Here is a 26,788-nt window from a genome sequence, read left to right as displayed (position 1 = left end):
AATGAAATGGGAACAAATGTACAGGCGGATGCGTCTGCCGAATGTACAAAGACAATGAACGGGGCATTAATGCTGATTGAGTCATTAAAGAAAGAAAATGTCGAGATGATTTTCGGCTATCCCGGAGGAGCCGTTCTTCCGATTTACGATAAGCTGTATCACTCAGGAATGGTCCACATTCTTCCCCGCCACGAGCAAGGCGCGATTCATGCGGCTGAAGGCTATGCGAGGGTATCGGGCAAACCCGGAGTCGTAATCGCCACTTCGGGGCCTGGCGCGACAAACTTAGTGACGGGGCTTGCGGACGCGATGATTGATTCTTTGCCGCTCGTTGTATTTACCGGGCAGGTGGCCACTTCGGTGATCGGCAGTGACGCCTTTCAGGAAGCTGATATTTTAGGGATTACAATGCCGATTACAAAGCATAGCTATCAGGTTCGCCATCCGGAAGATATTCCGCGAATCATAAAAGAGGCCTTTCATATAGCGACGACGGGCAGACCGGGTCCTGTATTAATAGATATTCCAAAGGATGTAGCATCCTTTGAAGGTGAATTCAGATATGATCACGAGGTGAATCTGCCGGGCTATCAGCCGGTAAAAGAGCCTAACTACCTGCAGATCCGTAAGCTCGTAGAGGCTGTAAGCAGTGCGAAAAAACCGGTTATTTTAGCCGGTGCGGGCGTTTTGCACGGTAAAGCTTCAGAATATTTAAAAAATTATGCCGAGCAGCAGCAAATCCCTGTAGCGCATACACTTCTCGGTCTTGGCGGCTTCCCTGCCGACCATCCGCTCTTTTTGGGAATGGCGGGAATGCACGGCACATATACTGCCAATATGGCGCTTTATCACTGTGATCTTCTCATCAGCATCGGCGCACGCTTTGACGATCGTGTTACCGGAAATCTGAAGCATTTCGCAAAATCTGCCAAAGTGGCTCATATCGATATTGATCCGGCAGAAATCGGGAAAATTATCGAAACGCAAATTCCGGTCGTCGGTGACAGTAAAATCGTTCTTCAGGAATTAATGAAGCAAAACGGAAAACCAGGGCAGTCGGATGAATGGAAGCGGCAGCTGGCGAAGTGGAAGGAAGAGTATCCGCTTTGGTATACAGAGAACAGAGAAGAGGGCTTTAAACCCCAAAAACTGATTGAGTATATTCACCAATTCACAAACGGTGAGGCGATTGTAGTGACAGACGTCGGCCAGCACCAAATGTGGGCCGCTCAATTTTATCCTTTCCAAAAGGCGGATAGGTGGATCACATCAGGAGGCCTCGGCACGATGGGCTTCGGTCTGCCGGCAGCCATAGGAGCACAGCTGGCCGATAGAAACGCTGCGGTTGTCGCTGTTTTAGGAGACGGCGGCTTCCAAATGACCCTGCAGGAATTAGATGTCATCAGGCAGCTGAATCTTCCGGTGAAAGTGATCATCTTAAACAACGAATGTCTGGGCATGGTAAGGCAGTGGCAGGAAATTTTTTACGAAGAGCGCTATTCTGAATCAAAATTCTCGGCGCAGCCTGACTTTGTGAAATTGTCAGAAGCCTATGGCATTAAAGGCATCAGAATTTCAACGGAAGAGGAAGCGAAAGAACAGCTGCAAGAAGCGTTAACATCAAAAGAGCCGGTCGTCATTGACGTTCGCGTCGCAAGAGAGGAAAAGGTATTTCCGATGATCGCGCCCGGCAAAGGACTTCATGAAATGGTGGGGGTGAAACCTTGAAACGCATTATTACATTAACGGTGGTAAACCGCTCCGGGGTATTAAACCGGATCACCGGCCTGTTTACGAAAAGACACTATAATATCGAAAGCATCACTGTCGGCCACACAGAAACCAGCGGTGTTTCAAGGATTACATTTGTCGTCCATGTGGAAGGCGAAAATGACGTTGAACAGCTGACAAAGCAGCTGAACAAACAAATTGATGTGCTGAAAGTGACTGATATTACAAACCAATCTATCGTACAGCGTGAACTGGCTCTTATTAAAGTCGTTTCAGCCCCGTCGGCAAGAACGGAAATCAATGGAATCATTGAACCGTTCAGAGCCTCCGTCGTTGATGTTTCAAGAGACAGCATCGTCGTACAGGTCACCGGCGAATCTAATAAAATTGAAGCGCTCATTGAGCTCCTTAAACCTTATGGCATTAAAGAAATCGCGAGAACAGGCACAACGGCTTTTGCGAGGGGAACCCAGCAAAAGGCGTCATCCAATAAAACAATTTCAATTGTATAACACAAACAAGGGAGAGATTAAAATGGTAAAAGTATATTATAACGGTGATATCAAAGAGAACGTATTGGCAGGCAAAAAAGTAGCGATTATCGGTTACGGTTCACAAGGGCATGCACATGCGCTGAACTTAAAAGAAAGCGGAATTGACGTAGTTGTCGGCGTCAGACAAGGTAAATCTTTTACACAGGCCCAAGAAGACGGACACAAAGTATTCTCAGTGAGAGAAGCGGCTGCACAAGCAGACATCATTATGGTTCTTCTTCCTGACGAACAGCAGCAAAAAGTATATGAAGCAGAAATTAAAGATGAACTCACTGCCGGTAAATCATTGGTATTCGCGCATGGATTTAACGTTCATTTCCATCAGATCGTACCTCCTGCCGACGTAGACGTATTCCTGGTAGCGCCTAAAGGACCGGGGCATCTTGTCAGAAGAACGTACGAGCAAGGCGCAGGGGTGCCGGCATTGTTTGCGATCTATCAAGATGTATCCGGAGAAGCGAAAGATACGGCTCTTGCATATGCGAAAGGAATCGGCGGAGCTCGCGCAGGCGTTTTAGAAACAACTTTTAAAGAAGAAACTGAAACAGATCTATTCGGTGAGCAGGCCGTTCTTTGCGGAGGGTTAACGTCACTTGTCAAAGCAGGTTTTGAAACGTTGACAGAAGCCGGCTATCAGCCGGAACTCGCATACTTTGAGTGTCTGCACGAACTGAAATTAATCGTAGACTTGATGTACGAAGAAGGATTGGCAGGCATGAGATACTCAATCTCTGATACGGCTCAGTGGGGAGATTTCGTATCAGGCCCGCGCGTAGTCGATGCGAAGGTAAAAGAATCTATGAAACAAGTATTAACTGACATTCAAAACGGCACATTCGCAAAAGAATGGATCGTAGAAAATCAAGTGAACCGCCCGCGTTTCAACGCGATCAACACAAGTGAAAATGAACATCAAATCGAAGCGGTCGGCAAAAAACTTCGTGAAATGATGCCGTTTGTCAAACAAGGCAAAAAGAAGGAAGCGGTGGTCTCCGTTGCGCAAAATTAATGTTTTCGACACGACGCTTCGTGACGGTGAACAGTCTCCCGGGGTTAACCTGAATGCCCGGGAAAAGCTGACCATAGCCAAGCAGCTTGAAAGACTCGGGGTGGATATTATTGAAGCGGGATTTCCCGCTTCATCCCGGGGAGATTTTTTAGCCGTACAGGAAATCGCAAGAACGATAAAAAATTGTTCCGTAACAGGTCTTGCCCGCTCTGTGAAAGGTGATATCGACGCAGCCTGGGAAGCGCTGAAAGACGGTGTCAGCCCGCGGATTCACGTCTTTATCGCAACCTCTGACATCCATCTGAAACATAAATTAAAGATGACGCGAGAAGAGGTTGCGGAAAAAGCGGTTGAGATGGTGAAGTATGCGAAAGAACGCTTCCCGATTGTTCAATGGTCGGCAGAAGACGCCTGCCGGACTGAGCTTTCTTTCTTGGCGGAAATAGTAGAAAAAGTCATTGATGCCGGCGCAAGCGTAATCAATCTGCCGGACACTGTCGGATATCTGACACCTGCGGAATACGGAAACATCTTTAAGTATATGAAGGAAAACGTTCCGAATATCAATCAGGTAAAGCTGTCAGCCCATTGCCACAACGATCTCGGGATGGCGGTGGCTAATTCATTGGCTGCGATTGAAAACGGAGCCGGCCAAATTGAATGCGCTATAAACGGAATCGGTGAAAGAGCCGGAAACGCGGCGCTTGAAGAAATTGCCGTGACGCTTCATGTCAGAAATGATGCCTATCAGGCTGATTCATCCCTCACGCTTCAAGAATTGAAGCGGACGAGTGATCTTGTCAGCAAACTGACGGGTATGGCTGTTCCCCGCAATAAAGCAATCGTCGGAGATAATGCCTTTGCGCATGAATCAGGTATTCACCAGGACGGCTTCCTGAAAGAAAAATCAACATACGAAATTATCTCACCCGAGCTTGTCGGCGTAACTGCAGATGCGCTTATACTCGGCAAACATTCCGGCCGCCATGCGTTCAAAGACCGCCTGAACACACTGGGATTCCAGTTTGATGCCGAAGAAATCAACAAATTCTTTACGATGTTTAAAGAGTTGACTGAGAAGAAAAAAGAAATCACTGATGATGATCTTGTTTCTCTTATTTTAAAAGAAAAAGTGACAGACAAAAAGGTCGGCTATGAATTTTTGTCTCTGCAAGTGCATTACGGCACTTCACAGGTGCCGACAGCCACTGTTTCTCTGAAAAATCAGGAAAATGAAAAGCTGATCCAAGAGGCTGCAACGGGAGCCGGAAGTGTAGAAGCCGTTTATAATACGCTCGGCCGCTGCATCGATAAAGATATTGAGCTTATGGACTACCGCATTCAATCTAACCGAAAAGGCGAAGACGCGTTAGCTCAAGTATACGTGAGAGTTACCGTAAACGGAAAGGAATCGTCAGGGCGGGGTATTGCGCATGACGTGCTGGAAGCCTCTGCGAAAGCCTATCTGAATGCTGTTAACCGGCAATTGGTTTTTGACTGTAATATAGACGGATTAAAGAGACAGACTGCGGTCGGCTCGTAATAGAAAGGAGAACGGTTCATTTGAAGAAACGGATAGCTTTGCTTCCCGGTGACGGGATCGGACCGGAAGTGGCGGAATCAGCCGCAGATGTGCTGAAAAGTGTTGCCGAACAATTCGGACATGAATTTGAATTTGAAAACGGGCTGATTGGAGGAGCGGCGATTGACGCACATCAAAACCCGCTCCCTGAGGAAACGGTTGCCCTTTGTGAAAAATCTGACGCGATCTTACTCGGCGCGGTCGGCGGGCCGAAATGGGACCAAAATCCTCCTGAGCTCAGACCTGAAAAAGGGCTGCTCGGCATCAGAAAAAAACTCGGCTTGTTTGCGAATCTGCGTCCCGTGACGGTATTTGAAAGCCTTTCTGAAGCATCTCCATTGAAAAAAGAATACATTAACGGCGTCGATTTTGTGATCGTCCGCGAACTGACGGGCGGCCTTTATTTCGGACAGCCGAGCAGACAGTATGTCAATGAAGAGGGAGAGCAGGAAGCAGTCGATACACTTTTTTATAAAAAGGAAGAAATCGAACGCGTCGTCAGAGAGGCTTTTAAAATGGCAGCCGGAAGAAAAGGAAAGGTGACGTCAGTCGATAAAGCGAACGTGCTTTCATCAAGCAGGCTGTGGCGCGAAACAGCAAATGAGATCGCGAAAGAATTTCCGGATGTGGCGCTTGAACATATGCTTGTTGATAATGCCGCGATGCAGCTGATCTATGCCCCGAATCAGTTTGATGTGATTGTGACTGAGAATATGTTCGGTGATATTTTGAGCGATGAAGCATCCATGCTTACAGGCTCGCTCGGCATGCTGCCGTCAGCCAGCTTATCAAGCTCAGGCCTTCACTTGTTTGAACCCGTGCATGGCTCGGCGCCTGATATTGCGGGTAAAGGAATGGCCAATCCGTTTGCGGCGATTTTATCGGCGGCGATGCTTTTGAGAACATCTTTCGGCCTTGAAGATGAAGCCCGGGCTGTGGAGCAGGCGGTCGGCAAGGTGCTTGCAGACGGCAAGCGGACACGAGATATAGCAAGAGGCGCTGAATATTCCGGCACTCGTGAAATCACTGAAGGAGTAAAAGCAGCATTAGCCTGCGCGAATACAAAATCGATAGTGTGACAGCTTTAAGGAAAGCGGTCTTAGTTCATAGGTAAAGGGAGGAAATAAAGATGATGCCTCGAACAATCATCGAAAAGATTTGGGATCGGCATGTAGTAAAAAGCGGTGATGGAAAACCCGATCTGCTCTATATTGATCTGCACTTAATTCATGAGGTGACGTCTCCTCAGGCATTTGAAGGATTAAGGCAAAAAAGGAGAAAGGTCAGACGGCCGCAAAATACGTTTGCGACGATGGACCACAACATTCCGACGGTCAACCGGTTTGACATCAAGGATGAAGTCGCAAAACGCCAAGTGACGGCACTAGAACGAAATTGTGAGGAGTTCGGCGTCCGCCTTGCGGATCTGCATAGTGCGGATCAGGGAATCGTCCACGTTGTCGGGCCTGAGCTTGGTCTGACTCTTCCCGGAAAAACGATCGTTTGCGGAGACAGCCATACATCGACTCACGGTGCATTCGGCGCGCTCGCATTCGGTATTGGCACAAGTGAAGTTGAGCATGTCCTTTCTACGCAGACACTTTGGCAGCAGCGGCCGAAAACACTTGAAGTCCGTGTTGACGGAACGCTTCAAAAAGGAGTGACCGCAAAGGACGTTATTTTGTCCGTTATCGGTAAATACGGGGTGAGATTCGGTACGGGATATGTCATTGAATACACCGGGGAAGTATTCAAAAACATGTCAATGGATGAACGCATGACGGTCTGCAACATGTCAATTGAAGCGGGTGCAAGAGCGGGATTGATTGCTCCTGATGATACGACGATCGAATATTGTAAAAACCGAAAATACACGCCAAAAGGCGAAGAGTTTGAAAAAGCAGCGGCAGAATGGAAAGCTTTAAGAACTGATCCGGGAGCCGTTTATGATCATTCCATCGTTTTGGACGGCAGCGAGATTTCTCCGATGGTTACGTGGGGCATTAACCCCGGCATGGTTCTCCCTGTCGATGCCAAAATACCGGCCACTGACAGCATTCAGTCAGAAGATGATCAAAAAGAGGCCATCCGCGCGTACGAATACATGGGGATTGAACCGAATCAAAAAATTGAAGACATTAAAGTCGAGCACGTTTTTATCGGCTCCTGTACCAATTCGCGTATGACAGACCTTCGCCAGGCTGCGGAAATGATCAAAGGGCAGAAAGTCGCTGAAAGCGTCAGAGCCATTGTGGTACCCGGCTCTCAAAGCATCAAGCAGCAGGCTGAGGAAGAAGGGCTTCACCGCGTTTTCCTGGATGCGGGTTTTGAATGGAGAGAGTCCGGCTGCAGCATGTGTCTGAGCATGAACAATGATGTCGTCCCTGAGGGAGAACGATGCGCCTCCACCTCTAACCGCAACTTTGAAGGCAGACAAGGAAAAGGCGCGAGAACACATCTTGTCAGTCCGGCTATGGCTGCAATGGCTGCCATTCACGGACATTTTGTCGATGTGAGAAAGTTTTATCAAGAAAAAACAGTGGTGTGAGGAGTGCGCTAAAAGATGGAACCTTTAAAAACACATACAGGAAAAGCGGCCGTCCTAAACCGGATTAACGTCGATACGGATCAGATTATTCCGAAACAATTTTTGAAAAGAATTGAAAGAACCGGATACGGGCGCTTCGCGTTCTTTGACTGGAGATACCTTGAAAACGGCGAGCCTAATCCTGAATTCGAATTAAACCAGCCAGCATACGAAGGAGCTTCTATTTTAATTGCCGGAGAGAATTTCGGCTGCGGCTCCTCCCGGGAGCACGCTCCTTGGGCGCTTGACGATTACGGGTTCAAAATTATTATCGCGCCTTCATTTGCTGATATATTCCATCAAAACTGCTTCAAAAACGGTATGCTTCCGATTCGTATGCCGTATGAAAGCTGGAAAGAACTCGCAGGCCAGTATGAGAATCAGTCACTGGAGATGACGGTCGATCTTGAAAACCAGCTCATTCGCGACAGCGGAGGGCGGGAGATTTCTTTTGACGCAGATCCGCATTGGAAGGAAATGCTCATTAACGGTTATGACGAAATTTCATTAACGCTTTTGCTGGAGGATGACATTCAGCAATTTGAATCAAAAAGGAGCTCTTGGCTTCAAGCCTGAAAAAAGCTGTCCGACATTTGTTCGGCGGCTTTTTTTGCCTGACCCGCCATCCTTTCTTGTGTTTCGTTACGTGTGTTGATACACTTGAACAAAATAAGCGCCTGAAAGGAAATATAGGTATGACGCATGACAAAAGAAAAGCAAAAATAATTCCTTTCCCCCGTCTGAAGGAACGTTTGGTGGATAAAGGAATGGCCGCCATGAAGGATAAAAAGTATCAGGAGGCTCTTGAGCTGTTTTCAGAGGCGATGAGCCACGATGATACAGAATCTGACGTGCATTTAGGAATGGCGATTTGTTTTTTGGAGCTTGGGGAATTGGAAGAAGCAAAACAAGTTTGTGAAAAGATGCTGAATGAAGGGTACGGCCATTACTTTACCGTCCTGCAAGTATACATGACAATCTTAATTCAGCTGAAAAAGTATGAAGAAGTCAAAAGCACAATCGAAGCCGTGCTGGAAGAAAACCAGCTGCCAGCCGAAAGCGCGGAACAATTTTATCGGCTGCTTGAGTTCAGCCGGAAAATGACGGACCCAGATCAGCAGGATGAGGCATGGGCGGAAGAAGAATATGAGGATGTCCTCAATGCGGAAAAAGTGATGGAAAGCCCCGCTGAGCAAATGAACCTGATTCATTCCCTCAAAGACCGCAATATCGCGAAATATACGGGCCTGTTAAAAACGATTCTTCAAGATCCGGGTGCACATCCGCTTATTAAAACAATGATTTTAACTCTCATGGCGGAGCATGACTACAGTAAACCGGTTCATATCACGAAGTTCGGCGATTCGATGACCGCCATACCGAGTGAGACGGTTCAGCCTGATGCCGCCCCGATTTTACACCGTGTCCTTCGTGTGCTTGATGAGACCCTCGGCAATGAAAATCCCACATTATTTGCCGCCGTTGAAGAGCTGTGGAGAAGGCATTTGTATGTGCTTCACCCTTTTCAGCCTAAGCTGCTGAACGCTGATTTATGGGCGGCCGCCCTCCATAAGGTAGGTTATGAGATGCACGGGATTGACATTGAGATGGAAGAACTCCATATGATGTACGAGTTTAACAGCCGCGAACTGGAGGAAGCCTGCACGATGATTAAAGATATTGAAGAAATTTCTTATTTGTAAATCACGCCATATAGTTGAAAGCGATAGGCGTTATGTTATAATATAGTGGTTGTATTTATGTATAGCGGTTTAACTGAAATGAGAAATACGGTTGGACAGGCTGCCAGTTCATTATAAAATGTATACATAATGATTCTGATCAAAGCGGTTTTTTCTTTGACAAAGCCGCGGATTGCTTTAGAATGGAAGACCGACACAACCTGAATAGATTTTTGGAGGGAAACACATGTCTGTAAAATGGGAAAAACAAGAAGGCAACGAAGGCGTTTTAACGGTTGAAGTTGATGCGGAAACGTTCAAAACAGCTCTTGATGATGCATTTAAAAAAGTAGTTAAGCAAGTCTCAATCCCTGGATTCCGTAAAGGGAAAATTCCTCGCGGTTTATTCGAACAGCGTTTCGGCGTTGAAGCTCTTTACCAGGATGCTCTAGATATTTTACTTCCTGTAGAATACCCTAAAGCGATTGAAGAAGCAGGTATCGAGCCTGTAGACCGTCCTGAAATCGATGTTGAAAAAATCGAAAAAGGCGAAAGCTTAATCTTCACTGCGAAAGTTACAGTAAAACCTGAAGTGAAACTTGGCGATTACAAAGGTTTAGGAATCGAAAAAGATGACACGGCTGTAACTGACGAAGACGTTCAAAATGAACTAAAAGCGCTTCAAGAGCGTCAGGCTGAGCTTGTCGTGAAAGAAGAAGGCGCTGTTGAAAACGGCGACACAGTCGTTCTTGACTTTGAAGGTTTCGTAGACGGAGAAGCATTTGAAGGCGGAAAAGCAGAAAACTACTCACTCGAAGTAGGTTCCGGTTCATTCATCCCTGGCTTTGAAGAGCAGCTGACAGGACTTGAAGCTGGCGCTGAAAAGGATGTTGAAGTAACATTCCCTGAAGAGTACCATGCTGAAGATCTTGCAGGAAAACCTGCCGTTTTCAAAGTGAAAATTCATGAAATCAAAGCGAAAGAGCTTCCTGAGCTTAACGACGAATTCGCAAAAGACATTGACGAAGAAGTTGAAACGCTTGCTGAATTAACGGAGAAAACAAAAAAACGCCTTGAAGAAGCTAAAGAAAACGAAGCTGACGCTAAACTGCGTGAAGAGCTTGTTCTGAAAGCATCTGAAAACGCTGAAGTTGACGTGCCTCAAGCGATGATCGACACTGAGCTTGACCGCATGATGAAAGAATTCGAACAGCGTCTGCAAATGCAAGGCATGAACCTTGAGCTTTACACTCAATTCTCAGGCCAAGACGAAAACGCGTTAAAAGAGCAGATGAAAGAAGATGCTGCGAAACGCGTAAAATCAAACCTGACTCTTGAAGCGATTGCTCAAGCTGAAAATCTTGAAGTAACAGATGAAGAAGTTGAAGCTGAGCTTACTAAAATGGCTGAAGCATACAACATGCCTGTTGAAAACATCAAACAAGCAATCGGTTCAACTGACGCGATGAAGGAAGATTTAAAAGTTCGAAAAGCAATTGATTTTCTTGTAGAAAACCGTTAATATGGTTCATAATAATAGACATAATAAAACAGGGCGCGAGTAATTCGTGCCTTGTTTTGTACAATTATGATATAACTCTTTTTCTTGGGGCAAGATAGTCATTGCCGGGCTGTTTTTTGTCATACATATAGAATGTGCAAGTACGAAACACATTGTTACCGTCTTATTGGAAAGTATGGTAAAATGCAATACATACTCGATCGTTTCAAGAACCGTTTTCTTTTGCCCTCTAGGTAAAAGAAAAAGTGAGACAAGATTAAGGGGTGAAAGAATGTTTAAATTCAACGAGGAAAAAGGACAATTAAAATGCTCGTTCTGCGGAAAAACTCAAGATCAAGTTCGTAAGCTGGTTGCAGGACCGGGCGTATATATATGCGACGAATGCATCGAGCTCTGCACAGAGATCGTAGAGGAAGAGCTCGGTACTGAAGAAGAAGTCGAATTTAAAGACGTTCCGAAGCCGCAGGAAATCCGTGAGATCCTGAATGAATATGTCATCGGACAGGATCAAGCGAAGAAATCACTTGCGGTTGCGGTCTACAATCATTACAAACGCATCAACTCCAACAGTAAAGTGGATGATGTCGAGCTTTCTAAAAGTAATATTTCATTGATCGGACCGACGGGAAGCGGGAAAACACTGCTTGCCCAAACGCTTGCGCGTATTTTGAACGTACCGTTTGCAATTGCGGACGCTACATCTTTAACTGAGGCCGGATATGTAGGTGAGGATGTGGAAAACATTCTCCTGAAACTCATTCAGGCAGCAGACTATGACGTGGAAAAAGCGGAAAAAGGCATCATTTATATCGATGAAATTGATAAAGTGGCGCGAAAATCTGAAAACCCGTCTATTACACGAGACGTATCAGGTGAAGGCGTGCAGCAGGCGCTTCTGAAAATTCTTGAAGGAACAGTTGCGAGCGTACCGCCTCAAGGAGGACGCAAACATCCTCATCAGGAATTCATTCAGATCGACACGACTAACATTTTGTTCATCTGCGGCGGTGCCTTTGACGGCATCGAACAAATCATTAAGCGCCGTTTGGGACAAAAAGTGATCGGGTTCGGTTCTGATAATAAAGCTGCCGACTTGGAAAAAGAAGAGCTGCTTTCTAAAGTTCTGCCGGAAGATTTGCTCCGTTTCGGGCTGATCCCTGAATTTATCGGCCGTCTTCCTGTCATTGCAAGCCTTGAGCAGCTTGACGAAACAGCATTAGTTGAAATTTTGACTAAGCCTAAAAATGCACTCGTCAAACAGTATACAAAAATGTTAGAACTTGATGATGTCGAGCTTGAATTTGAAGAAGAGGCATTGTCTGAAATCGCGAAAAAAGCGATCGAGCGAAAAACAGGCGCCCGCGGCCTGCGTTCTATCATTGAAGGTATCATGCTTGACGTCATGTTTGATCTGCCGTCCCGCGACGACATTGAAAAATGTGTCATTACCGGAGCGACAGTGGCAGACGGAGAAGCGCCTCGCCTTGTTTTAAAGGACGGCACTGTAGTAGGCCAAGATAAAACATCAGCATAACATCATGAAACCTCCTGAATCATTCGATTCAGGAGGTTTTTTTCTTTCCCGGCACCTTCTGAAAATGTTTATTCCGGGCATCACTGGGCGATACTAGCGAACAGAGGAATGAATTGGATACATAAATCGTTTTTTCAGGAGGGACCAGCATGAGTTGGACAGGGATCGCATTATTCGTACAGCTGTTTTTTGGGATTGTCATCGGATTATATTTTTGGAATCTGCTCAAAAATCAACGTACACAAAAAGTGACAATAGATAAAGAATCAAAAAAGGAAATGGAACAGCTGCGGAAAATGCGGGCGATCAGTTTGTCAGAGCCATTATCAGAAAAAGTGCGGCCGAAAAGCTTTCAGGATATTGTCGGCCAGGAGGACGGAATTAAAGCGTTAAAAGCCGCGCTGTGCGGTCCGAATCCGCAGCACGTCATCGTTTACGGGCCTCCGGGGGTCGGAAAAACGGCTGCTGCCAGACTGGTGTTAGAAGAGGCGAAAAAACATAAACAGTCACCATTTCAAGAGCAGGCTGTTTTTGTAGAGCTTGATGCGACAACCGCGCGTTTTGATGAACGGGGAATCGCCGATCCGCTTATCGGCTCCGTGCATGACCCGATTTATCAGGGAGCGGGCGCAATGGGCCAGGCAGGTATTCCGCAGCCGAAGCAAGGGGCAGTGACACATGCGCACGGCGGTGTGCTGTTTATCGATGAAATCGGTGAGCTTCATCCCATTCAGATGAACAAAATGCTGAAGGTGCTTGAAGACAGGAAAGTATTTTTAGACAGTGCGTATTACAGTGAGGAAAATACACAAATTCCGAATCATATTCATGATATTTTTCAAAACGGGCTTCCCGCAGATTTCCGTTTGATCGGGGCGACAACGAGAATGCCGAATGAAATTCCGCCGGCCATCCGTTCTCGCTGCCTTGAAGTGTTTTTCCGGGAGCTTGAGAAGGATGAGTTAAAAGCCGTAGCGAAAAAAGCAGCGGATAAAATTCAGAAGGACATTTCTGATGAAGCCCTCAGTGTTTTGACAACGTATACGAGAAACGGCCGTGAAGCCGTCAATATGATTCAGATTGCCGCAGGAATGGCGGTCACCGAGGACAGAAAAGAGATTACAATTGAAGATATAGAGTGGGTTGTCCATTCCAGTCAGCTCACACCTAAACATGAGCAGAAAATTGCAGATAAACCGCAAGTCGGAATTGTAAACGGGCTTGCCGTTTACGGACCGAACAGCGGCGCTTTGCTTGAAATCGAAGTGAATGTCACGCCTGCGCAGGACAAAGGCAGCCTGAATATCACGGGAATCGCCGAGGAAGAGAGCATCGGCAGCCAGTCTAAGTCGATCCGCCGTAAAAGCATGGCGAAGGGATCGGTGGAAAATGTTTTAACGGTTCTCCGGACGATGGGAATTAAACCGTCCGACTATGACATTCATGTCAACTTTCCCGGGGGAGGCCCGATTGACGGCCCGTCAGCAGGCATAGCGATGGCCGCGGGGATTTTTTCCGCCATTCATCGCATTCCTATTGACCATACTGTGGCAATGACGGGAGAAATCAGTTTGACGGGACTTGTAAAACCGATCGGCGGTGTCATTCCTAAAATTAAAGCAGCAAAGCAGGCCGGAGCGAAAACGGTTATTATCCCGTATGAAAATCAGCAATCGATTTTGAAACGAATTGACGGCATCACCATTAAAGCGGTCAAAACGTTCCAAGAGGTGCTTGATGTCATATTAGTCGATCCGCCTTCAGAACAAAAACCGTTTGATATTCAGATTAATAAAGAATCTGTTTAACCCCATTTTATAATGGGGTTTTTTTATGAAGGACATCTTTTCCTTTTTCAGAACAGAAAGAAAGGGTATACTACGAAGAGACTGTTTTTATTGCAGGGCGTGTTATTCGGTGATTCCCAATCCCGGAATTGTACAACGATGAAAAAGTTGTATTATAATGGTTCATACTAAAGTCACGGAGGTGTCAGTCAATGGCAGAAGATATAAAACGCAGCATCCCGCTCCTCCCTTTAAGAGGTTTATTGGTATACCCGACGATGGTTTTGCATTTAGATGTGGGCCGTGATAAGTCGGTTCAGGCTCTTGAACAGGCAATGATGCATGATCATATGATTTTTTTAGCCACTCAGCAGGATATTTCGATAGATGAACCGGGTGAAGAGGACATTTTCACTGTCGGCACTTATACAAAAATTAAACAGATGCTGAAGCTTCCAAACGGTACGATCCGGGTGTTGGTAGAAGGGATTCAGCGGGCACAGATTCTCGAATACACTGAGCTGGAAGACTATACTTCGGTGGACATACAGCTGATGCATGAGGACGATTCTAAAGACGTGGAAGACGAAGCGCTGATGCGAACGCTGCTGGACCATTTTGACCAGTACATAAAAATTTCTAAAAAAATCTCCGCTGAAACGTACGCGGCTGTGACGGATATTGAAGAGCCCGGCAGAATGGCAGATATCGTCGCTTCCCACCTGCCGCTCAAATTAAAGGACAAGCAGGATATTTTAGAAACGGCTGATATCAAAGAGCGTTTAAATAAGGTCATCCGTTCCATCAATAATGAAAAAGAAGTGCTGGAAATAGAGAAAAAAATCGGCCAGCGCGTCAAACGTTCGATGGAGCGAACACAAAAAGAATATTACTTACGCGAACAGATGAAAGCCATTCAAAAGGAGCTTGGCGATAAAGAAGGGAAAACGGGAGAGGTTCAGACGCTGTCAGAAAAGATTGAAGAGGCAGGTATGCCTGAACGCGTCAAAGAAACGGCTCTTAAGGAACTAAACCGCTATGAAAAAGTCCCTTCCAGTTCCGCTGAAAGCTCCGTTATCCGTAATTATATTGACTGGCTTATCGCCCTGCCGTGGTCGGATGAAACAGAGGACAAGCTCGATATTAAAAAAGCGGGTGAGATTTTAGACAAGGAGCATCACGGCTTAGAAAAAGTAAAGGAACGTATCCTTGAGTATTTAGCGGTAAAGCAGCTGACGAAAACGCTGAAGGGGCCGATTCTTTGTCTGGCAGGACCTCCCGGGGTCGGAAAAACATCATTGGCAAAATCGATCAGTACGAGCATGGGCCGCCGTTTTGTAAGGATTTCACTTGGCGGGGTCCGTGATGAATCTGAAATCCGCGGTCATCGGAGAACATATGTCGGAGCCATGCCGGGACGCATCATTCAAGGGATGAAAAAAGCCGGCAAACAGAATCCGGTCTTTCTCCTTGATGAAATCGATAAAATGTCTTCTGATTTTAGGGGAGACCCGTCTTCGGCAATGCTTGAGGTGCTCGACCCCGAGCAAAACAGCACTTTCAGCGACCACTATATTGAAGAGACGTTTGACTTGTCAAAGGTGCTTTTTATCGCTACAGCGAATAACTTAGCCACCATTCCGGGCCCTCTCAGAGACAGAATGGAGATCATCAACATATCCGGCTATACTGAAACCGAAAAGCTGGAAATCGTCAAAGACCACCTGCTCCCGAAACAGATCAAAGAGCACGGTCTGACAAAGGGAAACCTGCAGATCCGGGATCAGGCCATTATAGATATCATCCGCTATTATACGAGAGAAGCCGGCGTCAGAACGCTTGAACGCCAGATTGCCGCGATTTGCCGGAAGGCCGCAAAAGCCATTGTCGCTAAAGAGAGAAAACGGATTACCGTCACCGAAAAAAATCTGGCTGACTATATCGGAAAGCGGATTTTCAGATACGGACAAGCGGAAACAGAAGATCAGGTCGGTGTTGTAACTGGCCTTGCGTATACAACAGTCGGCGGAGACACGCTGTCAATTGAAGTCTCGTTATCTCCGGGAAAAGGAAAGCTGATCCTGACCGGAAAGCTTGGAGACGTGATGAGAGAATCAGCCCAGGCTGCGTTCAGTTATGTCCGCTCGAAAGCGGAGCAGCTCGGCATCGACCCGAATTTTCATGAAAAACATGACATTCATATTCACGTTCCTGAAGGAGCGGTGCCAAAAGACGGCCCTTCCGCCGGAATCACAATGGCTACGGCGCTCGTTTCCGCATTAACTGGGCGCCCGGTGTCACGAGAGGTCGGAATGACGGGTGAAATCACATTGCGCGGGCGTGTGCTTCCGATCGGCGGGCTGAAAGAAAAGGCGCTTGGCGCGCACAGGGCCGGCCTGACCACTATTATTGCGCCTAAAGATAATGAAAACGATATAGAGGATATACCGGAAAGCGTCAGAAGCGGGCTGAAGTTTATATTCGTTTCGCATCTCGATGACGTTTTGGAATATGCCTTAGTAGGAGAGAAGAAATGAAAGTCACAAAGTCAGAAATCGTGATCAGCGCGGTCAAACCCGAGCAGTACCCTGAAGGGGGACTCCCGGAAATCGCGCTGGCCGGAAGATCAAATGTAGGAAAGTCATCTTTTATCAACTCGTTAATCAATCGGAAAAACCTCGCCAGAACATCGTCGAAGCCGGGGAAAACACAAACCTTAAACTTTTACATCATTAATGATGAATTGCATTTCGTGGATGTTCCCGGATACGGATTTGCGAAAGTCTCAAAAAGTGAGCGGGAAGCATGGGGAAGAATGATCGAAACCTATATGACAACCCGAGAAGAGCTGAAGGCCTGCGTCCAGATTGTCGATCTCAGGCACGCCCCGTCAGCGGATGACGTGAACATGTATGAATTCTTAAAGTATTACGGAATTCCGGTCATTGTCATCGCGACAAAAGCGGACAAGATTCCAAAAGGAAAATGGGACAAGCACTTAAAGACCGTCAAGCAAACGCTCGATATGGACCCGGAAGATGAGCTGATTTTATTCTCCTCTGAAACGAAAAAAGGGAAAGATGAGGCTTGGGGAGCTATAAAAAAAGCGATCAGCCGCTAAATGAAAAACCCAAAACGCGCCGCGTTTTGGGTTTTATCGTATAGTTTTGTTCCGTCTGATAAACAATAAAAAAAGGCTGATACCGATCAAAACATACGGCCAGTATGTTTTGAAATGCTCTGTTGGAATATGTACGGACTCAAGCCAGGCTGTTATTTGTTTAAAGAAGTACAAAAAGAGGGAAAAACAAATCATTGAAACAGCTTCGTATACATATTCTTTTCTCGCTGCCGCAAATAATGAAAATCCAAATACGAAGATCAGCATTTCAAAATCTCCGGGCCACCATGGAAATTCAGGCTTAGCGAAAAAGTGTAAACCTATCCCGAAAAGAAGCATACCAATCAGGACATGAGGCGGTGCCGCTTCTTTCTTGCCCTGATAGAGCATGGTGAGGCCAAGCAGCATAAGAAGCACCGGCCATTCGCCTTGATTCGGGAACAATTGGACCTGTCCGCTTTGAAGCCAAGCGAATAATGACGCGGCAAGCAGAAGCCCTGGAAATAAAATTGATTTTTTTCTCATCCTATCACCTACCCGTTGTAAAGGTTTTTTAGTATGATAAATACAGTAGGAAATGAAGCTTTTTATACTATAGCACAACATTTTTGAAATCTGTTCACAATTTCAGAAAGAAACTATGTTATAATTATTATAAATTAGAATGATTATAAATTAATGCGAAGTGTGGGGGTGCATGAAAAAGCTATGCATATACTTGTTGTGGGAGTAGATTATAAATCCGCCCCTATTGAAATACGCGAAAAAATAAGTTTTCAGCCGGATGAGCTTGCAGAAGCGATGCTCCGTTTAAAAGAAGAAAAAAGCGTTTTGGAGAACATTATCGTGTCCACCTGCAACCGCACTGAAATATACGCGGTGGTGGATCAGCTTCATACCGGCCGTTATTATATAAAGACATTTTTAGCCGAATGGTTTTCTTTGCCGAAAGAAGAGCTGTCGCCTTTTTTGAAATTCTATGAGAGCGATGCGGCGATTGAACATTTATTCCGTGTGGCATGCGGATTGGATTCTATGGTGATCGGTGAAACGCAAATACTCGGCCAGGTCCGTTCAAGCTTTAAAACGGCGCAGAATGAAAAAACAATCGGCACGATATTTAATGAACTGTTTAAACAGGCGGTGACCGTTGGCAAACGTACGCACGCTGAAACTGATATCGGCGCAAATGCCGTTTCCGTCAGTTACGCTGCTGTTGAGCTTGCGAAAAAAATCTTCGGTTCTCTGTCCAGCAAGCACATTTTAATTCTCGGTGCGGGAAAAATGGGCGAGCTTGCCGCAGAAAATCTGCACGGCCAGGGAATCGGCAAGGTGACGGTCATCAACAGAACGTTCGTGAAAGCAAAAGAGCTTGCGGATCGTTTTTCCGGAGAAGCGCGCAGCCTAAACCAGCTTGAAGATGCTCTCGCTGAAGCCGATATATTAATCAGCTCAACAGGCGCGAGTGATTTTGTCGTGTCTAAAGATATGATGGAAAAGGCCGGCAGAAGGCGGAAGGGCCGTCCGTTATTTATGGTCGATATCGCCGTGCCGAGAGACCTTGATCCGTCGTTAAACGATCTTGAAGGTGTTTTCCTTTACGATATTGATGATCTTGAAGGAATCGTCGAAGCAAACTTAAAAGAACGCCGTGAAACAGCTGAAAAAGTCGAGCTGTTTATTGAAGCGGCAATTGTTGAGTTTAAGCAATGGCTGAATACGCTCGGCGTTGTGCCGGTCATCTCAGCGCTGCGGGAAAAGGCGCTCTCCATCCAGTCAGATACAATGCAGAGCATTGAACGCAAGCTCCCTCATCTGACTGTGAGAGAGAAAAAGCTGTTAAGCAAACATACGAAAAGCATCATTAATCAAATGCTCCGCGACCCGATTCTGAAAGCGAAAGAGCTTGCGGCTGAGGCTGATTCTGAGGAAAAACTGAAGCTGTTTATGCAGATTTTTGATATTGAAGAAGCGGCCGGACACCAGCTGGACAAAAGCCTGGATACCCGCCAGGAGGTTCATTCGTTTCAAAAGGCAGAAACAAAAGCGGGCTTTGGTCCACTTGTAAGTGAGTGAGGGCTGCATGATTGATACAGCAATGGCAAGACTTAATGAAGGCACAATTGTTATCTATGCAGTAAGCGTCCTTTTTTATTTTATAGATTTTCTTCAACACAACCGGAAGGCTGGGAAAATGGCCTTCTGGTTGCTTTCTATTGTCTGGACTCTGCAAACTGTTTATCTTTCCTATTTTATGTGGCAGACGGGCAGATTTCCGGTCTTAAATATTACAGAAGCCCTTTACTTTTATGCCTGGGTGCTTGTCACACTCTCACTTGTCGTCACGCAGATTTTGCGCGTAGACTTTATCGTGTTTTTTACGAACGTCATCGGTTTCTCGATGATAGCGATCCATACGTTTTCACCGACGGATCAGCATTCAGCTGCCTTTTCCGGCCAGCTTGTGTCAGAACTTTTGGTGATCCATATTACAATGGCGATTCTTTCATACGGGGCTTTTTCCCTGTCCTTTGTCTTTTCGCTGCTTTATCAGTTTCAATATTACTTATTAAAGAAGAAAAAATGGGGAAAATGGCTGTTGAGAATTGAAGATTTGTCAAAACTTGATTATATGGCTTACGTTCTGAATGTGATCGGGGTTCCGATGCTGCTGTTAAGCTTGATTTTAGGCGTGATTTGGGCGTATGTGTCGCTGGAAACGCTGTATTGGTTTGACTCAAAGGTGCTCGGTTCATTTATTGTGCTGCTTTTATACAGCTACTATTTATATATCAGATTGATTAAGGAACTGCAGGGAAAAGTGGCGGCGCTATGGAATTCAGCTTGTTTTCTCGTGCTGATGATTAATTATTTCCTGCTCGGAAGCCTGTCGCAATTCCATTGGTTCAGTTAATATCAAGTTCCCAAACAGATTCGGGAGGAAAGAAAATGAGAACGATTATGGTAGGTTCCAGACGGAGCAAACTGGCTATGACCCAAACAAAATGGGTAATTAACAAACTGAAGGGATTGAATCCTTCCTATACATTTGAGATTAAAGAGATTGTTACCAAGGGTGACCGCATTCTCGATGTTACGCTGTCAAAAGTGGGCGGTAAAGGATTGTTTGTGAAAGAGATCGAACAGGCGCTGTTAAATAAGGAGATTGATATGGCGGTTCACAGTATGAAGGACATGCCTGCTCTTTTGCCTGAGGGCCTTACCATCGGCTGTATACCGAAACGCGAGGACCCTCGTGATGCGCTGATTTCAAAGGGGCATCAAAAGCTGGATGACATCAAAAAAGGCGGAATCATCGGCACGAGCAGCTTAAGAAGAAGCGCACAGCTGCTTGTTGAGCGTCCTGACCTTACAATTAAGTGGATCAGAGGTAATATAGATACGAGACTTCAAAAGCTTGAGACAGAGGACTACGATGCTATTATTTTAGCTGCCGCAGGGCTTTCCAGAATGGGCTGGAAAGATGATGTCGTGACGGAGTTCCTCGAACCGGAACGCTGTCTTCCGGCAGTCGGACAAGGCGCTCTTGCGATTGAATGCAGGGAGTCGGATGAAGAGCTGCTGAAGCTGTTCTCGCAATTTACCGATGAGTATACAGCACGCACCGTATCAGCAGAACGGGCCTTTTTGAATGCGATGGAGGGCGGCTGCCAAGTGCCGATCGCCGGATATGCGACAATAAATGATCAGGATGAAGTTGAATTAATCGGCCTTGTGGCATCTCCTGACGGAAAAACGATTTTTAAAGAAAAAACAGCCGGACATAATCCGGAAGAGATTGGAAAACGCTGTGCGGCGATAATGGCGGATAAAGGAGCTAAAGCATTAATCGACCGTGTGAAACAGGAGCTAGATCAGGATGGCGAATGAGCTTCCTTTAAAAGGAAAGACCGTGCTTGTCACCCGCAATAAAAAGCAGGCTGCTTCGTTTCAAAAAAAAGTGGAGGCGCTCGGCGGAACGGCTGTTTCAGCCTCGCTGATTACTTTTCAGGAAGCGCTCCCCGGCGAATGTGCGGACAGTCTCCGGGAAGACCTTTCTGAGCCAGGCTGGCTTGTCTTCACAAGCGTAAACGGCGTCAGGTTCTTTTTTTCCTATCTTGCCGAACACGGAGTAACTGTTCCGGACCGGAAAAAGATTGCCGCAGTCGGTGAGAAGACAGCACGCGCCTTAAAAAAACGCGGGCTCACGGCAGATGTGATGCCGGATGAGTATGTGGCTGAATGTTTGGCCGATACATTAAAGCTGCACGCGGCTGTAACGGAGCCCATTACAGTCATGAAGGGCAATTTATCACGGGATGTCATAAAGACGGAGCTCGAGCCTCTTGGCTATCAGATTAGGGAATGGGTGTTATACCATACCATTCAGGATGAAAAAGGCATGGCTGAACTGAGACAGGCTGCTTCCCGTTCTCATTTTGATTATATTACATTTACAAGTTCATCAGCCGTGCATACCTTTATGCATGCGGTGGGAGACGGAGAAAAAGTTTGGGAGAATCACGGGACGGCATATATCAGCATCGGTCCTCTGACAGAGAAGGCACTGCTGGAATACGGAATTTCGTCCCATGTGCCTAAGACATATACGATAGAAGGAATGCTGGACGTTATGTGCAGCATGTCGAGAAAGGAAAGATGATGATGAATCAAACATTTAACAGACACCGCCGTTTGCGCGCGAATGCAGCAATGAGAGAATTGGTAAAAGAAACACGTTTGCATCCGTCTGATTTTATTTACCCGCTGTTTGTCGTCGAGGGGCTCAAAGGAAAAAAAGAGGTTCCTTCAATGCCGGGTGTTTATAATGTATCACTCGATTTACTGAAGGACGAAATGGCTGAACTTGTATCGCTCGGCATTAAATCTGTCATCGTTTTCGGCGTGCCTGAGGAAAAAGACGCCTGCGGAACTCAGGCTTTTCATGATCACGGCATCGTGCAAAAAGGCATAGCAGAAATTAAAAAGCATTATCCTGATATGATCGTCATCGCCGATACGTGTTTGTGCGAATATACGGATCACGGCCATTGCGGCGTTGTCAAAGACGGTGAAATTTTAAATGACGAATCACTGGAACTGCTGGCGCAAACAGCAGTAAGCCAAGCTAAGGCGGGCGCAGACATCATCGCTCCTTCAAATATGATGGACGGATTTGTCGCGGTTATCAGAGAAGCGCTGGACAAAGAGGGATTCTCTAACATTCCGATTATGTCTTATGCCGTAAAATATTCCAGTGAATTTTACGGTCCGTTCCGTGACGCTGCGGACAGCACGCCGCAATTCGGTGACCGCAAAACATATCAGATGGACCCGTCCAACCGCTTAGAAGCGCTTCGGGAAGCGGAATCTGATGTGGCCGAAGGCGCTGACTTTTTAATCGTCAAACCGTCAATGTCTTATTTAGATATTATGCGGGACGTGAAAACCCGCCATCATCTGCCGCTTGTCGCTTATAATGTGAGCGGAGAGTATTCGATGGTAAAAGCTGCGGCGCAAAACGGCTGGATTAAAGAAAAAGAAATGGTGCTGGAAATTTTAACGAGCATGAAACGCGCAGGTGCTGATTTGATTATGACGTACCATGCGAAAGACGCAGCAAAATGGCTTGCTGAGTAACTATTTATTTGACGGGAGCTGAGGCAGATGCGAAGCTATGAAAAATCAAAAGCCGCTTTTAAAGAAGCGCAAAAACTGATGCCGGGCGGAGTGAACAGCCCTGTACGCGCTTTTAAATCAGTTGATATGGACCCGATTTTTATGCAGCGCGGCAAAGGATCGAGAATTTTTGATATTGACGGCAATGAATATATTGATTATGTGCTGAGCTGGGGACCGCTTATTTTAGGCCATACCAATGACCGTGTCGTCGAAAGCCTGAAAAAAGTAGCGGAAAACGGAACAAGTTTCGGCGCTTCTACAGAAGCAGAAAACGAGCTTGCCAAATTGGTCATTGACCGTGTTCCTTCTGTGGAAATCGTACGGATGGTCAGCTCAGGCACAGAAGCGACAATGAGCGCCTTGCGTCTGGCTCGGGGATATACCGGCCGAAACAAAATTTTGAAATTCGAAGGCTGTTATCATGGCCACGGCGATTCGCTGCTGATTAAAGCAGGATCTGGCGTTGCGACGCTTGGACTTCCTGACAGCCCGGGAGTGCCGGAAGGGATTGCAATGAATACGATTACCGTTCCGTACAACGATTTGGAAAGCGTTAAGCTTGCGTTCCAGGAGTTCGGCGAAGATATTGCCGGTGTGATCGTTGAGCCGGTAGCCGGAAACATGGGTGTTGTTCCTCCGCAGGAAGGATTTTTACAAGGGCTTCGCGACATTACAGAACAGTACGGCACGCTGTTAATTTTTGATGAGGTCATGACCGGTTTCCGTGTTGACTATAACTGCGCTCAAGGATATTTCGGCGTGACACCTGACTTAACGTGCCTCGGCAAAGTAATCGGGGGCGGTCTTCCAGTCGGTGCGTACGGCGGTAAAGCAGAAATTATGGAGAGAATCGCTCCGAGCGGTCCGATCTATCAGGCCGGAACGTTATCAGGAAATCCGCTTGCGATGACGGCGGGCCTTGAGACGTTGAAGCAGCTTACGCCTGATTCGTATAAAGAGTTCATGAAAAAAGGCGATCTGCTTGAAGAAGGCATTTCAAAAGCGGCTGAAGCAAACGGCATTCCGCATACCTTTAACCGTGCGGGTTCAATGATCGGCTTCTTTTTCACAAACGAGCCCGTCATTAACTATGAAGCAGCCAAATCATCCGATTTGCAGCTGTTCGCTAAGTATTATAAAGGCATGGCAAACGAAGGCGTATTCCTTCCGCCATCTCAATTTGAAGGATTATTCCTCTCCACTGCACATACAATGGAAGATATTGAACAAACCATTCAAGCGGCTGAAAAAGTATTTTCAAGCATCAGCCGTTAATCTGCAAAAGCCGATGCAAGCCTGTCTTGTATCGGCTTTTTTTCAATGACCCCCTTATCATATTTCCCCTGACTGCGGCATACACCTTTAGTGACATCTAATTTTAAGGATTAGATGAAAGGAGGATATGAACTTGCCGCATAATCACCGTTTGCAATTTTCTGTTGAAGAATCAATCTGTTTCCAAAAAGGACAGGAAGTTTCTGAGTTACTTTCGATTTCATTAGATCCTGACATCAGGGTACAGGAAGTAAATAATTATGTCTCAATTAAAGGATCATTAGAACTTACTGGCGAGTACAACATAGATCACAATGGACATTTTGAAGAGCAGGCAGCAGAACTGAGGTTTGTAGATGAAGTGAAAGCGAGGGAGGACGGGACGGCTGAACTCCTTCATTGTTTCCCGGTGGACATCACGATTCCGAAAAATAAAGTGAGTCACTTAAATGATGTCTTTGTGTTTATCGATGCGTTTGATTATCAATTAACGGATTCACGGATTTTAACCATTCAGGCCGATTTAGCGATTGAAGGGCTGCTTGATGAAACAGAACCGAAGGAGCCGGAAGTGCCTTTGTATGTGGCCCCTGAATTTGCAAAAGAAGAGTTCGAAAACCTTGCTGACCATAGGCAGGAAGAAGAGGGACATGGACCTGAATTAATTATACGCCATGTGCCGGAGCAGCTATCAGAGGAGCCGGAGGAAGACGCGGTTGAAGTTGAAGCCGAGGAAGATGAAGAAGCGAAGGAAGAAGAGGAAGCTCCTTTATTCAGGGAACAGGAAGACGAACCTTCTTTCCTCAGAGAACAGGAAGATGAGCCTGTTTCATTCACTGAGCCGCCTCCGCCTTCTCCTGTTCTTCATGAAGAAGAGCCGGATGAAGCTGAAGAGCCGTCATTTGTGACAGCCGAAAGGGACGTCCCGGTTTCTGAGGAGGAACCAGCTGAAGCACCGGAGCAGCAGGAAGAGCATTTTGAGGCGGTTCCCCATGACATTTCTTTGATGCCGCAAGAAGATGAAGCTGAAAATGAGGAATTGCCCGTTTTTCAAGAAAAAGAACAGCGGGAAGAGCTTGAGCCTGAATCTGAACCGCTTTTCCGCCATCAGGCAGAGGAGGCTGATACAGAGGCCGAAGAAAGCGCCAAGGAGGCTGCTGAAGAGCCGGAAGATGAGCTGGCGCCCGATTATCGCGCCTTTCTTCCTGAACAGGAAGAGGAGGAGTTTTACAGCGCCCCTAAGCTGCTGGAGGAAGAGGAGCAGGCTGATGAAGGCTTTGAGATTGAGGTAAGGAAAATGGCTCCGTCTGAGGAGGAACAAAAAGAGGAGCCGCCTCTTGATTTGTCCTTCCAGTTTTCAGAGATGCCGTCCGAACCTGAACAGCCGGAGCCTCAAGCGGTTCAAAGAGAAGAGCAGGAAGCGGAAACAGAGCAGAAGGAACATGAGAATTCTCATTATTTGACAAAATTATTTACAAGGGAGGACGAAAAGTTTTCAAGAATGAAAATTTGCATCGTCCAGCAGCAAGATACGATAGAACGCGTGTGTGAGCGTTATGACATCACTTCCCAGCAGCTGATCAGAATGAATGCTTTATCGTTTGATGATGAGCTGGAAGAAGGGCAGATTCTTTATATACCGGAATACAATAACAGCCATGCGTAAGCAGCAAGAGGCCTTAAAAATGTGGTGAATGGAATGGAAGCAGTCCAATCTGTGCTTCAGGAATACGGGCTGGAGGCTGAATATATCGAACCTGTCAGCCCGCGTGTGCGAAAGATCTACACAAACCACGGCATATTTGCCTTGAAACAGCTGGGGCCGTCCCGCAGCAGGCAATTTACGGATCATATGGTCAGCATCGAGGAGAAAGGATATCGTTCATTCGTTCCGGTCTACCGCACGCATGCGGGCGAGTTTTTTTCGGGGAGCGGTACGGAAGATTCTTATTATTTAATGCCTTGGCTGCAATATGACGAAGAAGAAGAACGGGATCAAAAACACGTTTATCTTTTTAAAGAAATTGCAAGGCTCCATTCGGCGACTGTACGGGATATCCAAATCAGACCGGAGGAAATCAGCAGCTTTTATGAAATGACGAAAAAAGATTGGGAAAATGACAAGCTTGTCTACGAGCAGTTTGCCGACAGGGCCGAAAACGAGTGGTATCTTTCTCCTTTTGAACTGCAGGCTGTTACGTATCTTGCAGAAACGGTTTCCGCTGTGAATTTTGCTCTCGAACGGCTGGAAGAGTGGTATGAAGCAGCGAAGGACAAAGAAACATCGAGAGTGGTGATTAATCACGGCAGTTTATCAAGCCGCCACTTTCTTTATAATGATGTGGGGGCCGGCTTTTTCACGAATTTTGAAAAAGCCTCGCCGGGCCCTCCTCAAAATGATCTGTTCGGCTTTTACTCCAGAATGTTCAGAAGCTACCCGAAAGCCTGCCCGGAGTGTCTGGAGTGGTTTTATACGTATCACAAAGCCTTTCCCCTTCGTGAAGCGGAAATCAGCCTGTTTCTCAGCTACATGGCTTATCCGGCAGGCATGTACAAAGTGCTCAATCGGTATCAAACCGATCAAAGGGGCCCGGAAAAAGAAGAATGCACTCATTTATTAAGGGCGTATTGGCAAATGAAAAATATTGAGCCTTTTCTCACGAAGGTGCACCAAATTGAGCAGGAGAAAAAAATAAAGGCCGAAAACGAGTCCACTTCATGA

General features: G+C 46.3%; 22 protein-coding genes. 21 read left to right on the top strand and 1 reads right to left on the bottom strand.

Annotated features, from left to right (window positions below; all coding sequences use genetic code 11):
• Positions 1-6 precede the first annotated feature (6 nt).
• From ilvB to yihA, 13 genes are all read left to right on the top strand, one after another.
• Positions 7-1,728 (top strand): acetolactate synthase large subunit, encoded by a 1,722-nt coding sequence (ilvB, locus tag AXI59_RS14875; protein WP_061528605.1) that lies wholly within the window; start codon positions 7-9, stop codon positions 1,726-1,728.
• Positions 1,725-2,243: an acetolactate synthase small subunit gene (ilvN, locus tag AXI59_RS14870; protein ID WP_003152598.1), complete on the top strand. Its 519-nt coding sequence runs from the start codon at positions 1,725-1,727 to the stop codon at positions 2,241-2,243. The genes ilvB and ilvN overlap by 4 nt, the downstream gene beginning before the upstream one ends.
• 22 nt (positions 2,244-2,265) lie before the next feature.
• Entirely contained in the window at positions 2,266-3,294 is a 1,029-nt protein-coding gene (gene ilvC, locus AXI59_RS14865; protein WP_061523015.1) for a ketol-acid reductoisomerase, read from the top strand.
• Positions 3,281-4,837 carry a 2-isopropylmalate synthase gene (locus AXI59_RS14860; protein WP_061528604.1) on the top strand — a complete coding sequence of 519 codons (1,557 nt, stop codon included), beginning with the start codon at positions 3,281-3,283 and terminating at the stop codon, positions 4,835-4,837. Before ilvC ends, AXI59_RS14860 begins: the two co-directional genes overlap by 14 nt.
• A gap of 20 nt (positions 4,838-4,857) precedes the next feature.
• Positions 4,858-5,955, top strand: a complete 1,098-nt coding sequence (leuB, locus tag AXI59_RS14855) for a 3-isopropylmalate dehydrogenase (protein WP_061528603.1) — start codon at positions 4,858-4,860, stop codon at positions 5,953-5,955.
• A gap of 50 nt (positions 5,956-6,005) precedes the next feature.
• Positions 6,006-7,424 (top strand): 3-isopropylmalate dehydratase large subunit, encoded by a 1,419-nt coding sequence (leuC, locus tag AXI59_RS14850; protein ID WP_061523012.1) that lies wholly within the window; start codon positions 6,006-6,008, stop codon positions 7,422-7,424.
• A gap of 15 nt (positions 7,425-7,439) precedes the next feature.
• Positions 7,440-8,039: a 3-isopropylmalate dehydratase small subunit gene (gene leuD / locus AXI59_RS14845; RefSeq protein ID WP_061523011.1), complete on the top strand. Its 600-nt coding sequence runs from the start codon at positions 7,440-7,442 to the stop codon at positions 8,037-8,039.
• A gap of 119 nt (positions 8,040-8,158) precedes the next feature.
• Positions 8,159-9,166, top strand: a complete 1,008-nt coding sequence (gene ddcA / locus AXI59_RS14840; RefSeq protein WP_061528615.1) for a DNA damage checkpoint antagonist DdcA — start codon at positions 8,159-8,161, stop codon at positions 9,164-9,166.
• Between the two features lie 226 nt (positions 9,167-9,392).
• A complete protein-coding gene (gene tig, locus AXI59_RS14835) occupies positions 9,393-10,667 on the top strand; it encodes a trigger factor (protein ID WP_061528602.1) in 1,275 nt (424 codons plus the stop codon).
• A 271-nt stretch (positions 10,668-10,938) separates the two neighbouring features.
• Positions 10,939-12,201, top strand: a complete 1,263-nt coding sequence (gene clpX, locus AXI59_RS14830) for an ATP-dependent protease ATP-binding subunit ClpX (protein WP_061522998.1) — start codon at positions 10,939-10,941, stop codon at positions 12,199-12,201.
• Between the two features lie 149 nt (positions 12,202-12,350).
• The gene (gene lonB / locus AXI59_RS14825; protein ID WP_061528601.1) at positions 12,351-14,009 is read left to right on the top strand and encodes an ATP-dependent protease LonB; all 1,659 of its coding nucleotides are present in this window, start codon (positions 12,351-12,353) and stop codon (positions 14,007-14,009) included.
• A 191-nt stretch (positions 14,010-14,200) separates the two neighbouring features.
• Complete coding sequence (lon, locus tag AXI59_RS14820; protein WP_061522996.1) at positions 14,201-16,525, top strand: endopeptidase La; 2,325 nt, start codon at positions 14,201-14,203, stop codon at positions 16,523-16,525.
• The gene (yihA, locus tag AXI59_RS14815; protein WP_061522995.1) at positions 16,522-17,109 is read left to right on the top strand and encodes a ribosome biogenesis GTP-binding protein YihA/YsxC; all 588 of its coding nucleotides are present in this window, start codon (positions 16,522-16,524) and stop codon (positions 17,107-17,109) included. Before lon ends, yihA begins: the two co-directional genes overlap by 4 nt.
• 33 nt (positions 17,110-17,142) lie before the next feature.
• Here yihA and AXI59_RS14810 read toward each other — a convergent pair whose 3' ends face one another.
• Positions 17,143-17,634: a hypothetical protein gene (locus tag AXI59_RS14810; RefSeq protein ID WP_061522994.1), complete on the bottom strand. Its 492-nt coding sequence runs from the start codon at positions 17,632-17,634 to the stop codon at positions 17,143-17,145.
• A gap of 183 nt (positions 17,635-17,817) precedes the next feature.
• Between AXI59_RS14810 and hemA the strand changes: the two genes are divergently transcribed.
• The 8 genes from hemA (at position 17,818) to ysxE (ending at position 26,788) form a co-directional block, all read left to right on the top strand.
• Entirely contained in the window at positions 17,818-19,185 is a 1,368-nt protein-coding gene (gene hemA, locus AXI59_RS14805) for a glutamyl-tRNA reductase (RefSeq protein ID WP_061522993.1), read from the top strand.
• Between the two features lie 7 nt (positions 19,186-19,192).
• On the top strand, positions 19,193-20,023 hold the full coding sequence (locus AXI59_RS14800; protein WP_061522992.1) for a cytochrome c biogenesis protein: 831 nt from the start codon (positions 19,193-19,195) through the stop codon (positions 20,021-20,023).
• 35 nt (positions 20,024-20,058) lie between these two features.
• Positions 20,059-21,000, top strand: a complete 942-nt coding sequence (gene hemC / locus AXI59_RS14795; protein WP_061522991.1) for a hydroxymethylbilane synthase — start codon at positions 20,059-20,061, stop codon at positions 20,998-21,000.
• Positions 20,990-21,772, top strand: a complete 783-nt coding sequence (locus tag AXI59_RS14790) for a uroporphyrinogen-III synthase (protein ID WP_061522990.1) — start codon at positions 20,990-20,992, stop codon at positions 21,770-21,772. The genes hemC and AXI59_RS14790 overlap by 11 nt, the downstream gene beginning before the upstream one ends.
• Before the next feature lie 2 nt (positions 21,773-21,774).
• Positions 21,775-22,749, top strand: a complete 975-nt coding sequence (gene hemB / locus AXI59_RS14785; RefSeq protein ID WP_156476294.1) for a porphobilinogen synthase — start codon at positions 21,775-21,777, stop codon at positions 22,747-22,749.
• Positions 22,750-22,776: 27 nt separating this feature from the next.
• Positions 22,777-24,066: a glutamate-1-semialdehyde 2,1-aminomutase gene (gene hemL / locus AXI59_RS14780; RefSeq protein ID WP_061522988.1), complete on the top strand. Its 1,290-nt coding sequence runs from the start codon at positions 22,777-22,779 to the stop codon at positions 24,064-24,066.
• 133 nt (positions 24,067-24,199) lie between these two features.
• Positions 24,200-25,732 carry a LysM peptidoglycan-binding domain-containing protein gene (locus AXI59_RS14775; protein WP_061528599.1) on the top strand — a complete coding sequence of 511 codons (1,533 nt, stop codon included), beginning with the start codon at positions 24,200-24,202 and terminating at the stop codon, positions 25,730-25,732.
• Positions 25,733-25,765: 33 nt separating this feature from the next.
• Positions 25,766-26,788 (top strand): spore coat protein YsxE, encoded by a 1,023-nt coding sequence (gene ysxE, locus AXI59_RS14770; RefSeq protein ID WP_061528614.1) that lies wholly within the window; start codon positions 25,766-25,768, stop codon positions 26,786-26,788.

This window comes from Bacillus nakamurai (assembly GCF_001584325.1).
GTDB lineage: Bacteria > Bacillota > Bacilli > Bacillales > Bacillaceae > Bacillus > Bacillus nakamurai.
The sequence above is the reverse complement of the archived record's forward strand: the minus strand, read 5'-3'. Positions and strand labels throughout refer to the sequence as shown.